The sequence below is a fragment of the Haloarcula sp. NS06 genome (assembly GCF_051122755.1).
In the GTDB taxonomy this organism is placed as follows: Archaea; Halobacteriota; Halobacteria; order Halobacteriales; family Haloarculaceae; genus Haloarcula.
Genome location: NZ_CP184844.1, coordinates 366,979 through 379,866 on the forward strand (window position 1 = coordinate 366,979; position 12,888 = coordinate 379,866).

The window sequence follows — 12,888 nt, forward strand, 5'->3', positions numbered from 1 at the left end:
GTGTGGCCGACAGCCCTACGCGACGATGATGTCGGACTCCGAGTCCTCTTCGGTTTCGGTCTCGGTCTCCGACGCGGCCTCGGCTTCCTCCCTGTTATCAATCTCGTTGGTATCCTCAGTGTTAGGTGTGTCGGCCTCCGTCGAAGTGGCAGCCGATTCCTCCGAGTCGGGCTCGTCAGCGCTGAATCCGTTGTCCTCATCGACGCTGGCTTCGAGTTCCCGGATGCGGACCTTACATTCGACGAGTTCGTCGGTCAGTCCTTCGACCGACGCTTCCAGTTCTCTGACGCGCGTTTCGAGTTCCTCGACTCGGTTGCCGCACATATCCGTAACCCAGCCATTGTGGACACTTATACCTACGTCAGACATTGGCAGTCCGAGTGATACGTCCGCTCCGTTGGGCCGAGCCCGTCCCGACACTGTACAGGGTCGTTAGCCTTTAGCCACGCGCCACCGAACCCCGGACAATGACTGCGCAAGCGTCCGAAGCCCGCGAACTCGCGGCCGTCATCGGGCTGGAGGTCCACGTCCAGCTTGAGACGGAGACGAAGATCTTCTGTGGTTGTTCGACCGACGTGGCCGATGCCGAACCCAACACCCACACCTGCCCGGTGTGTCTGGGCCTTCCCGGCGCGCTCCCGGTGGTCAACGAGGGTGCGGTCGAGGCCGCCGTGAAGGTCGGCAAGGCTATCGATGCCGACATCCCGGAAGAAACCACCTTCCACCGGAAGAACTACTACTACCCTGACCTCCCAAAGAACTTTCAGATAACGCAGTACGATTCTCCGATCTGTCAGGACGGAGAACTCGAATTCTCCGTCGAGAGCGAGCGCCGCAGCGTCGACATCCGCCGGGCACACCTTGAAGAGGACCCCGGCTCGATCAAGCACGTCCGTGAGGGGTCGGGCCCACTGGAGTCACGGACCTGTTCCATCGAGCGCGCGGATTACACTCTCATCGACTACAACCGCGCCGGAACGCCACTAATGGAGATCGTCACGGAACCGGACTTCCGCGCGCCGGGTGAGGTCCGGTCGTTCCTCGAAAAACTCGAAGAAGTGCTTGAGTATCTGGGCGTGTTCGACGCAACGCGGGACGGCAGTCTCCGCATCGACGCGAACCTCTCAATGGTCGACGCCAGCGAAGTTGGTGAGGACGGCGATATCGACAAGTCCGTTCTCGAAGACGCCAACCGCACCGAGGTCAAGAACATCTCAAGCCACAAGGGCGCGGAACAGGCGCTCTCCTTCGAAGCCTCCCGCCAGCGGAAGCTCATCCAGTCGGGGCGCGCCGTCGAGCAGGAGACCCGCCACTTCAACGAAACGCACGGCAACACGGTGTCGATGCGTTCGAAGGAAGAGGAAAAGGACTACCGCTACTTCCGGGAGGCCGACCTGCCGCCGCTTCGAGTTAGCCACTGGAAGGATGAGGTCCCGATACCGGAACTCCCAGACGCCCGCCGCGAGCGGTTCGTTGAGGAGTACGGGCTCAGTGAGGAGGCCGCCTCGAAGCTCACGAGCACGAAGCAGGTCGCGGACTTCTTCGAGGACGTGACCGAGCGCTTCGACGCCGACCTAGCCGCGACGTGGGTCGCGGACAACCTGCTTGGCGAACTGAACTACCGCGACATGGCCATCACCGACATCGACGATCGCTTCGACGAGGTGACCCGACTTGTGGCACTCGTCGCCGAGGACGAAATCACGGCGAAAAACGCCCGTGAGACCGTGCTTCGGGAGATGCTCGATACGGGAGATGACCCCGACGCTGTCGTCGCCCGCGAGGGACTGGGCAAAACCTCCGGCGACGAGGTCCAGCAGGCTGTCGTGGAAGCTATCGACGAGAACCCCGATGCTGTCGAGGACTACCACAGCGGCGAGGACGGCGCAATCAACTTCCTCGTGGGGCAGGTCATGCAAAAGACCGGTGGGAGCGCTGACCCCGGCGACGTGAATGGCTTGCTGCGCGAAGAACTCGAGAGCTAAAAGAGCGTCCTACGCAGCCTAAACGGTGCAGAGACGGCCTGATATTGCAATTACAGCTGCGGCCAGTCATCTGGCAGTTCACCAGCGTGGTTCTCAAGCAGCTCAAGCATCGGTTCGATTTCGTCGAATCGCCGGCCCCGTGATACCTCATCGGCCGCCCGATCCCAGTTGATGTACGCTAAACTGGCCAGACGGGGTAAGTCATCGTGGCGGAGTTCAGTTTCAGTACTCTGCGCCCCGACACTTCTTGGCAGAAAGTCGACAATCGGCCGCGGACTATCCTGTTTCAGCATGAACAGAATCATTCGACGACGGCGGGTAAACAACGCCTCAAACACCCGGTCCATCCCTGTGTCCCATATCACGTCCGGGATAGAAGTTTCCATCCAGTAACAAGAGACACACTACTGATAATAAATGTCACGATACCGCCGTTCCTTTGCCGAGTCGGTCCTGAATTCTACAGGCGTGGGTACCCTACGAGGCTATCCTCATATTTGCTACGCTGAGCCGCGTGCTACGATTCGCTTGATGCGTTCGGCTCGCCATTCTCACGTCGCTCGCCCGGGATAATCGCAGGGTCTTTCCACAGCAGCGTGACGAAGATCGCAGCGGCGAGCGCTTCGAGGGTTTTGATCGCGGATTCAGTCGGTTCCGTGTTGAAATGGTCCAGTATCAGCAGCGCGGTGCTCCCGCCGTGGTGGCCGCCGCTACCGGACGACGGCGCAGAGAACCCATCAACGAGGAAGGCACCGTGGCCGGTGGCGTGCCAGAACACCCACCCGGCGATGGATGCGACCATGAGGACCGTCCCGGCAATGTAGGCGTTCCGCAGGCCGATGACGCCTCTGGTAATGAGATATGGGCCGGCGAGCACCACTGCGGCGAAGCCGACGAACAGGAACGGGCGAGGGTCCGGCGGGAGCCCCCGGCCGAACAGTCCCTCAATCGCCTGCGCGTAGATGATGCTTCGCGGGAGTCCCCACCAGAGGTGAAACGCCGCCGTCGCGAAAGCGAGTGCGGCGGCGGTTCCGCGGAGGAGTTTGGTCGTCCGGCGATCCATACCGTCAGTCGGGGTGGCAGTGGCAAGAGTGCGTCGAAGTGATGAGTGGCGCTGAGGCTGCCCAACTGCGTGGGACCGCTGCCGAAGTAGTACTGGGGCTACCTCCGCGCGAGCGCGAGCGGCCCCGCAAGCGCCCGCACACCCGCGCTGTCGCCTGATTTTCCCGAAAGCCTTTAGAATAACTGACTCCGTACCGACGGGTAATGACAGAGACTGGTGGTGTCCGATGAGGCTGATTATCACCGAGAAGGACAACGCCGCTCGCCGCATCGCGGAGATCCTCTCTGAAGGAGGGGCATCCGCGAATCGGCGCAACGGCGTCAACGTCTATCGGTGGGGGAACACCCGCGTCGTTGGCCTCTCCGGGCACGTCGTTGGCGTCGACTTCCCCGAGGAGTACAACGACTGGCGCGACGTGGAACCGGTCGAACTCATCGATGCCGACGTGACAAAAGAGCCCACGCAAGAGAACATCGTCACCACGCTGAAGCAACTGGCACGCGAGGCTGACGAGGCGACCATCGCGACTGACTACGACCGCGAGGGGGAACTCATCGGGAAGGAGGCCTACGAGCTCATCCGCGAGGAGACCGACGTGCCCGTCGACCGCGTGCGCTTCTCCTCGATCACCGAACGGGAGGTCCGGGACGCCTTCGCCAACCCCGACGACATCGACTTCGACCTGGCGGCCGCCGGCGAGGCCCGCCAGATTATCGACCTGGTGTGGGGCGCAGCACTTACTCGCTTCCTCTCGCTGTCGGCCCGGCAACTCGGCGACGACTTCATCTCCGTGGGCCGGGTCCAATCGCCGACGCTGAAACTCATTGTCGACCGCGAGCGTGAGATTCAGGCCTTCGACCCCGAGGACTACTGGGAAATCTTCGCCGACCTCCAGAAGAACGGGTCGGGCTTCGAGGCCCAGTACTTCTACGACGACGACGGAAAGGAGGCCGAGCGGGTCTGGATTGAGGACGACGCCGACGACGCCTACGCCGACCTGACGAGCGTCGACGCCGCGACGGTGACGAGTGTCCGCCGCCGGACCCGCACCGACAGCCCGCCGACGCCATTCAACACTACCGCCTTCATCTCCGCCGCGAGTTCGCTGGGCTACTCCGCACAGCAGGCGATGTCCATCGCCGAAGAACTGTACACCACCGGTTACATCACCTACCCGCGAACAGACAACACGGTCTACCCGGACGACCTCGAAGAGGACGCGCTCCTTGATGAGTTCGTTGGGGCCGGACATTTCGGCGAGGACGCCGAGACCCTGCTGGAGCAGGACGACATCACCGCCACCGAGGGCGATGAGGAGACCACCGACCACCCGCCCATTCACCCGACGGGCGAGATTCCGCCGAAGGCCGACCTGTCGGACGACGAGTGGGAGATCTACGAACTGGTTGTCCGGCGCTTCTTCGCGACAGTCGCCGAGGCCGCCACATGGGAGCACCTCCGCGTCGTCGCCGACGCTGGCGGCCGCTCGCTGAAGGCCAACGGCAAGCGCCTGGTCGAACCGGGCTACCACGAGGTGTACCCCTACTCCAGCGCCAGCGAGAACCACGTCCCCGATGTGGAGGAAGGCGAGGAACTGGCCATCTCCGAGGTGCGGATGGAGGCCAAGCAGACCCAGCCGCCCCGCCGCTACGGCCAGTCCCGGCTCATCCAGACGATGGAAGACAAAGGACTGGGGACGAAATCTACCCGCCACAATTCCATCGAGAAACTGTACGACCGCGGGTACATCGAGGGTGACCCACCCCGCCCGACAACGCTGGCGATGGCCGTCGTCGAAGCCGCCGAAGAGTTCGCTGACCACGTCGTCAGCGACGAGATGACCGCCCAGCTCGAGTCGGACATGACCGCCATCGCCAACGGCGAGGCAACGCTCGACGACGTGGCCGACGAGTCCCGCGAGATGCTCAAGCGGGTGTTCGATGAACTGCGCGACTCCCGCGAGGAGATCGGCGAGCACCTTCAGGAGTCGCTGAAAGCCGACAAGACGCTCGGTCCCTGTCCCAAGTGCGGCGAGGACATGCTGGTTCGGCGCTCGCGCCAGGGGTCGTACTTCGTCGGCTGTGACGGCTTCCCCGAGTGTCGCAACACACTCCCGCTACCGTCGACGGGCGAACCGCAAGTGCTCGAAGAGCACTGCGAGGAGCACGATATGCACCACGTCAAGATGCTCGCTGGTCGGGACACGTTCGTCCACGGCTGTCCCCGCTGTGAGGCCGAGAAGGCCGATGAAAGCGAGGACGAGGTTATCGGGCCGTGTCCAGAGTGTGGCTCGGAGCACGGCGGCGACCTCGCAATCAAACACCTCCGCTCGGGCTCCCGCCTCGTCGGCTGTACGCGCTACCCCGACTGTGACTACTCGCTGCCATTGCCCCGCAACGGCGACATCTCCGTGACCGAGGCGTTCTGTGAGGAACACGACCTGCCGGAGCTGGTCATTGATGCCGACAGCGACGATCCGTGGGAACTGGGCTGTCCTATCTGCAACTACGAGGAATATCAGGCCCGGACCGCTATCGAAGATCTAGAAGACCTGAACGGCATCGGCTCGGCGACCGCCGAAAAGCTCGGTGATGCCGGCGTTGACTCGCTGGCGGCGTTACGGGATGCCGACCCCGACATCGTCGCCACCGAGGTACAGGGTGTCAGCGCCACGCAGGTCCAGGAGTGGCAGGACGAACTGGAAGCATAGGCAGACACTGGTTTCCGTGTATTTCGCGTTTATTACATATTGGTCGGCTAGCTCTGGCAATCAACGACGACCTATCCTAGCGGACCCGGTTGGCGTTTGGTGATCTCGGCACGCCTTATCTATACTGCTGTGACGAATGACAATACATCTATACTTTTATCCCATGACCAAAACTAGTCACCATAATGACAAAGAAGTCACGCCGTCAGTTCATCCAGCTTGCGACAGCCGGAACAATGGGGGGAGTAGCTGGGTGTAGTAGCTTTTTGCCGGCAGACTCCAGCACAGACAGCACTCAAACAGACAGCACCCAAACAGACCACTCCGGCAACGAAGGCGGGACGGTAGAAGGAACAGTAACTGATCTCACCGGAGACGCAATCGCAGACGCAAGCATAGCTGCAGTTGTTTCCGGAAACGGGGCCGTGGCAGAGGGAGCCACTGATGCGCAGGGCCAGTTCGGCATTCAGGAACTGAGTGGTCCGGCTTGGTTGCGCGTTACCGCGTCCGATTTCATTCCGTACACAACCGCTATCAAACCCGGATCCAGTTATCAAGTAGCACTCACGCCACGTACTGGAGCCGCAGCGCTCAGTTTTGGTGGCGATGTGATGTTCGGTCGGCGGTTCTACGAGGATGACGACCCGCTTGAGCCACACTTCCAGATACCGGCGGGAGAGCACGAGGCAGCACATCGCTCGATTCTCCAGCATATTTCGCCGCCGTTTCAGGATGCCGACATCACGTCAGTGAACCTCGAAACGCCGCTGACAACGACTTCGTGGCGCCATCCCTCGAAAGCATACACGTTCACGTCACACCCGGCCGCCGCTGAAGCGATGGAACAGGCTGGAATCAACTATGCTGCGCTCGCGAACAACCACGCGTTCGACGCATTGACGCCGGGGCTAGACGACACAGTACAGGCGCTTGATGAGGCTGGCATCAGGAATTCAGGGGCAGGAGCGTCGAGTAAAGAGGCGTGGGACCCGACATACATCGAAACACAGGGGCTCACTGTTGGGCTCATTTCCTGTGCCACGATTACCGGTGACCAGTACGATATCGACTGGTCGGCTGACAACGGCTCGTCCAAGACGCACTCGGTAACAGGCGATGATATCCCTGACACGGCTGCTACTGGGTCGCTGACGTTTTCTGGCGATGTTGGGGTAGCGACCGCGACTGCGGCACAGATTACTGACAACGTCGCTGTAGCCAGTGCGAACGCTGATATTGTCGCTGTCCAGATTCACGGCGGAAACGAGTACCAGCGAACACCAACAGACGAGATTGAGCGAGTAACTGATGCAGCCATCGCCGCCGGTGCAGACATAGTGGTGAATCACCATCCACACGTCACCGGCGGTGTTGAACTCCGGGACGGCGCGCTCGTTGCATGGTCTCTCGGGAATCTCGTGTTCGATCAAGAGTTCTGGGCAACGTTCCCCTCTAATATCCTGACTGTCCACGTCACCGACGAGGGGATCGCCAGAGCGTACGTCGACCCCGTCCTCATTGAGGCATACGTACCAAAAGGAGTCGTTGGCAAGCCCCGGCGATGGCAACTGCGACAGACCGCAACGCTGTCCTCCGACCAGTTTACACTCGATGATGGGACGCTTGAGTACCGGGCTGACAGTAACTCAGCAGTACAAACAGAAACCCAGACGCTCGAAGGGAATGGAACGATATACACACGTAAATCCGGATGGGTGAGTCGGATTGTCGATGGGGTATCGTCTGTCGAACTCGGGCGTGATCTACTTCCAACTGGAACGTTTGACGATTCGGACGTAGACAGCAAGCAGCACGAAGGGGCTCTGTGGCGGTTCGGTCGTGGTCCAGACTCGAACGGTCCGGAGTTCGGCCACGATGGGAGCGGTGGCGTGCAGCTTTCCCGCACGGCGGAGTCTACACAGCGGTCGATTCTGACGACAGCCGAACGTGTGCCTCTCACGGGGCCAACAACACTACTGGGGCTGTACCAGCATGAGACAGACAGCCGACTCGAACTGCTCGTCCGATGGTACGAGTCAGTCGGCGGTTCGGAAGTCGATTCGGTCTCGATTGACCTGCCACAGACAACAGGGTGGGAGCGGCTGGAGCAGGCACTGGAGACGCCTGACGAAGCCGAGTATATCCGCTTCTACTTCCGCCTCTACCCCCCTGAAACGGGACCTGAACGTACCGCTCAGTTCGACGACATCCGGTTAATTGAATGGACTGCTGCTGAGACCGGCAGCAGAGCGCATGACCACCTCCGAGTAGAGGACACCGTAACCGTCGAATTCGCCACGGCGAGCCGGTCAGACAGAGACATATTGTGGGACCCACTCCAGCAGTGACAGCTGGCTACGCGGCTGCCGACAGCACGGCTCACCGACACGTACCATGCTCTCGATTCAGACGAACCGTGTCGGCTCCGTCGAACCGCAGTCAGTCGGAGATGAACGTCACGCCGTCACAGACCGGACATTCGACGGCGTCCGCGTTGTCGGCTGTGATTGTCTCGACAGCACCGTAGACGACCGCATGCGTTACCGGCTCAGGTATCTGGCGCTCACAGAGCGGACACTCAACGACGCCTACTCGCAGTCGGTCTCGCTCAATGCTGTGGCCAGTGGTCACAGCTGGAGGTGGGACGTGGAACTCGGGCCGTCGTCGTCATCAATGCCGCCCTCGTGGGCGAAGGTATAGTCGTCGTCCGTGAGGAACACGTCGCCGTGGGTCTCCGAAATTTCGATGCTGGGGAGCGTTGTCCCTGCGGCGTCGCCGTTGTCACAGCCGCCATCACAAGCGTCGAACAGTGACCCGTGTCGGGGGCAGATAAGCTGGTCACCGCGCATCGGGACGCCCCGCCCGGTGTCGAACCGCTGTGCTTCGTGCGTACACCGGTTCACCCACGCCTCGACGCCGTCTTTGCAGGGAACGAGAACGACTTCTTCAAGGTCCCCGTAGGGGTCTTCGGTGGTGAACAGCCACGACCCGTCCTCATGGACCGTCTCGACTGTCGTTAATCGCTGCACGACTGGCGCGTTAGGTTGCCGCTGATATCAGCGTTACCGTCGCACGTATAGCTGTCCCATCACTCGCCGGTCTCCGCGGCGATGAGACGCACCAGCGCAGTGACAAACACCTCGAACAGTCGCCAGACCAGCACACAACTGACGACGAGCACGGCAAGGACGATGGCGACCAGCCAGAGGAGAAGGCCGTACTGCAACGCAGTGAGCAGTCCTGTCACCAGTCCGACGACGAACCCGCCGATGAAGAGGCCGCCGGAAGCCTGGAGACAGCGGCGTTGCCAGTGGTCAAACGCCAGCGCGTCCTCAGCACCCAACAGCGATGGTAAGGCGAGACCGAGCCCGGCACCGCCCAGCGCGAGGATGAAGAAGACGCTGCCGAACAGATACGAAAGTCCACGGACGAAGCCGTTGTCGGATGCCGACGCTGGCGGCATCGTCGAAAACGAGTACAGCACTGCCACCGTCACGACAGCACCCGTGAGAACGAGCACACCCCGGATGGCAGTGACGACGTACCGGCGTTTGTCCGCTGTCATCGTCTGACGATTGTAACATAGTCGTCATAAATCTTCGGAGACGTATATATCCGGAGCCAACATCAGTCAGGCTGTCCGGGCAGGGCTGTCAGCGTGACCCACTGTGATGGGTGTATCCGAAGCGGTTATACGGCCACGCGCAAGTCTGGCAGGTATGAGCGACTGGGCGGACTGGGACCACATCGTGAAGATAGACCCCGACAAGACGCTGGTCGATGGAGAGACGTTCGAAGACGTCGCGGCGACGGGGACTGATGCCATCGAAGTCGGCGGGACTACCGGGATGACAGAGGAGAAAATGAAGCGGGTCGTCGACGCCTGCGGGAAACACGATATCCCTGTGTATATCGAGCCGTCTAACCCCGCATCTGTCGTCCACAGCGACCGTCACGACGGCTATCTCGTACCGGTCGTGATGAACGCCGGGGACGTGACTTGGATCACCGGCGCGCACAAGGAGTGGATACGCATTGACGACGAAATCGACTGGTCGCGGACTTTCACCGAGGCCTACATCGTCATGAACCCGGAAGCGTCGGTGGCATCCTACACGCAGGCCAACTGCGATCTCAACGCGGACGACGTGGCCGCCTACGCCGAAGCCGCAGAGCACTTGCTGGGACAGGAAATCGTCTACGTGGAGTACTCGGGGATGCTCGGCGACCCCGATATCGTCGCCGCCGCCGCGGACATCCTTGACGACGCGACGCTGTTCTATGGCGGTGGCATCCACGACTACGAGTCCGCCCGTACGATGGCACAGTACGCCGACACCATCGTCGTCGGCGACCTCGTCCACGACGAAGGCGTTGATGCAGTGCGAGAGACGGTGAAAGGCGCGAAGGACGCGACGGCGACAGTCCGGTAGCTAGAACGCCAGCCGTTCGAGCAACCGACCAACGACGCCGCCGGGATGACGTTTCGTGTCTACTTCCATTGACGCGTGGTCGCTATCTTGAATTGCTGACTGCGTGGTCCCGTCGTCGTTTGACGCACGGGCCGAAAGCCCACCGTTGCTTGCGTGGATCAGGAGCGTTCTGTCATTGTCAGCCGCGTCTATCGCTGCCGAAAGCTCGTGCCGGTCGACGAAGGTCCGCTCCGTCGGTACGTCACAGAGGTCCAGCAGGTCGTCGTGGTACGCTTCGAGTTGCTGGCGTTCCTCGGACGACTGGCGCTCGTCGAGTGGGTAGAGGAACCGAAGGTCGGCTCCAGTCGCTGTCGCGACAGCGTTCCCGACGCGGACTTTCAGCGGGTCGTACGGGCCGCGGGTCGTGACCAGCGTGATCGTATCCAGCGCGTCGAGCGGCTGTGCGTCGACGGCGATGGTATCGCAGTCGGTCTGTTTTCGGATGCGGTCGATACTGTCGCCCAGCAGCGAGTCCTCGAACGATGCGCCACGTTCCACCAAGAGCACATCGACGCCCTGCTCGTCGACGGCGTTTGCGACAGCCCGCTCGGGATGGTGGCTGACGAGTTCGCCGTACTCGACAGGAACATCGAGGGCAGCCGCCAGCGTATCAGTCCGGCACTCGAATTCGAGGTCGTCCTGAGACTGCACACCGGAGGCGTAATCGAGGGGCTGCTGATCGGGCACTTCGTCGAACTGGACGACAGAGAGACTGCTGCCGGCGGGCGAAAGTGCGGCCCCGACCTCCAGTAGTGTCGCTTCGCTCTGTCGCGAGGAGCCTTCGGGGAGCGCGACAAGCACGGAGGTCCCCGCCGTCTCATCGAGCGTCTCCTCGGTCCGGTCAAGCGCGCGGTCGCCGATGCTCCGGCGCACGGACTCTTTGATCGCGCCCTCTCTGGTGACTCGTGGTCGGACGTAGCCCAGATACCAGACGACGCTGCCGATGACAATGCCGACGGCTCCGACGATCGCAACCAGACCCATCTGCGTCAGCAGGGCGAAGCCAGTCAGGGTGCCGAATATCGGCGTCCACGGGTACAGTGGGACCTCGAAGGAGGGGTCGTAGTCGGGGGCGTCGCTCTCACGGAAGCCGATGAGCGCGACGTTGATGAGCGCGAACACGAGGATTTTGAACGCGCTCGCGAGCTTCGCGATTTCCAGAATCGGAACAAAGAGAATGAGCAGCAACATCACGCCGCCGGTCAGCGTGATGGCGGTCACCGGCGTGCCAAAGCGGTCGCTGATCGTGCTGAACAGGTCGGGCGCGAGTCCGTCGCGGCTCATGGCGAACGGGTAGCGCGACGAGGAGAGGATACCGGCGTTGGCCGTACTGACCAGCGCCAGAATCGCCGCTAGGACGACGGCCGCGACGCCAGCAGTGCCAAGCGTCGCCTCGGCTGCGTCCGCAATCGGCGTCGTACTCCCGGCGAGCTGGTCAAGTGGGATGACGCCGACGACGACGGCGACAACGAGCACGTACAGCAGCGTGGTAAAACCGAGGGAGCCGAGCATTCCAAGCGGGATAACGCGGTCCGGATCTTCGACCTCCTCGGCGATGGAGGCGATTTTCGTCACGCCGGCGAATGAGACGAACACGAGGCCGGTCGCGGCGAAGATGCCCTCGACGCCGTAGTCCCACATCCCACCGTACGTCGCGGTGTTGACTGCCGGACCACCGCCGGCGACGAACCAGCCGATCGCCACGAGCATCACCGCGACGATACCGATTTGGAGTCGGCCGGTCTGTTCCGCCCCGAGGATGTTGACGAGGACGAGAACGACGGCGAGCGTGATCGCGACCGGACGGATCGGCAGGTCGAACAGAAGGACGAGGTACGGCACGCCGCCGACGAGCGCGAGCGCGCCCTTGAACGAGAGCGAAAACCACGTGCCGAGGCCGGAGACCGTGCCAAGCAGCGGCCCCATCGACCGCTCGATGTAGACGTACGTACCGCCGGCCTCGGGCATTGCTGTCGCCATTTCGGCCTTGCTGAGTGCGGCGGGGAGCACGAGCACGCCCGCGAGCAGGTAGGCGGCGATGATGCCGGCCCCGGCGTCTTTCACCGCCAGTGCCGGCAAAATGAAGATGCCACTGCCGACCATTGCGCCGATTGATATCGCTACCACTGACAGCAGTCCGAGGTCGCGTTCCAGATCCTTGGCCATGATTACGCGGTTTCGTGCGTCTGGAGCGTTGTTTCCACAGTGCGTTCCAGTTCGGTCGCTAGGATCTGCGAGCCACAGACCACCTCAGAGCCGACCGACTCGAACGCCGGTCGATGCTGCGGGTCGTTGAGCACGACGACCACGGTTTCGACATCGAACTGCGTCCGAAGCAGTTGTGTCACGAGGAACGCCCCCCGGTCCGCCTGCATCGAGACCAGTGCGATATCGGTCGTTTGGGCCCCAGCGTCCCGGAGAACAGCACACTCCCGCTCGTCACCGACTACCACGCGGGTGTCGTCGGGTGTTTGCCCGGCAACACCGTCGTGGTCGGTGACGAGACAGGCATCGGTGCCTCGATCTAACGTCGCTACTACCTCAGACCCGACGTGCCGGTCGCTGATGACCAGTACCGACGGGGGGTCGATGTCGTCGTCCACACGTTCGCGGAGTCCGGTAAGGGATATCATTGGGTTCGTAGAGCCGGATCGAGCC

Annotated in this window: 12 protein-coding genes; 4 read left to right on the top strand and 8 right to left on the bottom strand. The window is 62.0% G+C overall.

The features are described from left to right. Positions 1-15: 15 nt before the first annotated feature. A complete protein-coding gene (locus ACODNH_RS05580) occupies positions 16-324 on the bottom strand; it encodes a DUF7518 family protein (RefSeq protein WP_306708226.1) in 309 nt (102 codons plus the stop codon). A 143-nt stretch (positions 325-467) separates the two neighbouring features. On the opposite strand from ACODNH_RS05580, the gene gatB reads away from it, so the two are divergent. Next, positions 468-1,985 carry an Asp-tRNA(Asn)/Glu-tRNA(Gln) amidotransferase subunit GatB gene (gene gatB, locus ACODNH_RS05585; protein WP_306708228.1) on the top strand — a complete coding sequence of 506 codons (1,518 nt, stop codon included), beginning with the start codon at positions 468-470 and terminating at the stop codon, positions 1,983-1,985. 50 nt (positions 1,986-2,035) lie between these two features. Here gatB and ACODNH_RS05590 read toward each other — a convergent pair whose 3' ends face one another. After that, a complete protein-coding gene (locus ACODNH_RS05590; protein WP_306710421.1) occupies positions 2,036-2,332 on the bottom strand; it encodes a hypothetical protein in 297 nt (98 codons plus the stop codon). A gap of 170 nt (positions 2,333-2,502) precedes the next feature. Further along, positions 2,503-3,048: a hypothetical protein gene (locus ACODNH_RS05595; protein ID WP_434531076.1), complete on the bottom strand. Its 546-nt coding sequence runs from the start codon at positions 3,046-3,048 to the stop codon at positions 2,503-2,505. A 226-nt stretch (positions 3,049-3,274) separates the two neighbouring features. Between ACODNH_RS05595 and ACODNH_RS05600 the strand changes: the two genes are divergently transcribed. Together ACODNH_RS05600 and ACODNH_RS05605 are read left to right on the top strand one after the other, a co-directional pair. Then, positions 3,275-5,758, top strand: coding sequence for a DNA topoisomerase I (locus tag ACODNH_RS05600; RefSeq protein WP_434531077.1), 2,484 nt, complete (start codon positions 3,275-3,277; stop codon positions 5,756-5,758). Between the two features lie 185 nt (positions 5,759-5,943). Beyond that, on the top strand, positions 5,944-8,106 hold the full coding sequence (locus ACODNH_RS05605; RefSeq protein ID WP_306708233.1) for a CapA family protein: 2,163 nt from the start codon (positions 5,944-5,946) through the stop codon (positions 8,104-8,106). A 91-nt stretch (positions 8,107-8,197) separates the two neighbouring features. Here ACODNH_RS05605 and ACODNH_RS05610 read toward each other — a convergent pair whose 3' ends face one another. From ACODNH_RS05610 to ACODNH_RS05620, 3 genes are read right to left on the bottom strand one after another with little or no spacing between them, the layout of a single operon-like run. Continuing rightward, positions 8,198-8,389 carry a hypothetical protein gene (locus ACODNH_RS05610; protein WP_306708236.1) on the bottom strand — a complete coding sequence of 64 codons (192 nt, stop codon included), beginning with the start codon at positions 8,387-8,389 and terminating at the stop codon, positions 8,198-8,200. Then, complete coding sequence (locus ACODNH_RS05615) at positions 8,386-8,787, bottom strand: Rieske (2Fe-2S) protein (protein ID WP_306708238.1); 402 nt, start codon at positions 8,785-8,787, stop codon at positions 8,386-8,388. The genes ACODNH_RS05610 and ACODNH_RS05615 overlap by 4 nt, the downstream gene beginning before the upstream one ends. Before the next feature lie 59 nt (positions 8,788-8,846). Beyond that, positions 8,847-9,323 carry a hypothetical protein gene (locus tag ACODNH_RS05620; RefSeq protein WP_306708239.1) on the bottom strand — a complete coding sequence of 159 codons (477 nt, stop codon included), beginning with the start codon at positions 9,321-9,323 and terminating at the stop codon, positions 8,847-8,849. A gap of 154 nt (positions 9,324-9,477) precedes the next feature. On the opposite strand from ACODNH_RS05620, the gene ACODNH_RS05625 reads away from it, so the two are divergent. Next, a complete protein-coding gene (locus ACODNH_RS05625) occupies positions 9,478-10,191 on the top strand; it encodes a phosphoglycerol geranylgeranyltransferase (protein ID WP_306708241.1) in 714 nt (237 codons plus the stop codon). On the opposite strand, the gene ACODNH_RS05630 is transcribed toward ACODNH_RS05625, so the two are convergent. Further along, positions 10,192-12,396 (bottom strand): APC family permease, encoded by a 2,205-nt coding sequence (locus tag ACODNH_RS05630; protein WP_434531078.1) that lies wholly within the window; start codon positions 12,394-12,396, stop codon positions 10,192-10,194. 2 nt (positions 12,397-12,398) lie between these two features. Continuing rightward, entirely contained in the window at positions 12,399-12,863 is a 465-nt protein-coding gene (locus ACODNH_RS05635) for an NAD-binding protein (RefSeq protein ID WP_306708245.1), read from the bottom strand. Positions 12,864-12,888 lie beyond the last annotated feature (25 nt).

Bases quoted from the DNA above. Each gene is read 5' to 3' on its own strand.
- ACODNH_RS05600 (WP_434531077.1), top strand. From the start codon at position 3,275: ATGAGGCTGATTATCACCGAGAAGGACAACGCCGCTCGCCGCATCGCG.
- ACODNH_RS05580 (WP_306708226.1), bottom strand. From the start codon at position 324: ATGTGCGGCAACCGAGTCGAGGAACTCGAAACGCGCGTCAGAGAACTG.
- ACODNH_RS05605 (WP_306708233.1), top strand. From the start codon at position 5,944: ATGACAAAGAAGTCACGCCGTCAGTTCATCCAGCTTGCGACAGCCGGA.
- ACODNH_RS05595 (WP_434531076.1), bottom strand. From the start codon at position 3,048: ATGGATCGCCGGACGACCAAACTCCTCCGCGGAACCGCCGCCGCACTC.
- ACODNH_RS05620 (WP_306708239.1), bottom strand. From the start codon at position 9,323: ATGACAGCGGACAAACGCCGGTACGTCGTCACTGCCATCCGGGGTGTG.
- ACODNH_RS05630 (WP_434531078.1), bottom strand. From the start codon at position 12,396: ATGGCCAAGGATCTGGAACGCGACCTCGGACTGCTGTCAGTGGTAGCG.
- ACODNH_RS05625 (WP_306708241.1), top strand. From the start codon at position 9,478: ATGAGCGACTGGGCGGACTGGGACCACATCGTGAAGATAGACCCCGAC.
- ACODNH_RS05590 (WP_306710421.1), bottom strand. From the start codon at position 2,332: ATGGACCGGGTGTTTGAGGCGTTGTTTACCCGCCGTCGTCGAATGATT.
- ACODNH_RS05635 (WP_306708245.1), bottom strand. From the start codon at position 12,863: ATGATATCCCTTACCGGACTCCGCGAACGTGTGGACGACGACATCGAC.
- gatB (WP_306708228.1), top strand. From the start codon at position 468: ATGACTGCGCAAGCGTCCGAAGCCCGCGAACTCGCGGCCGTCATCGGG.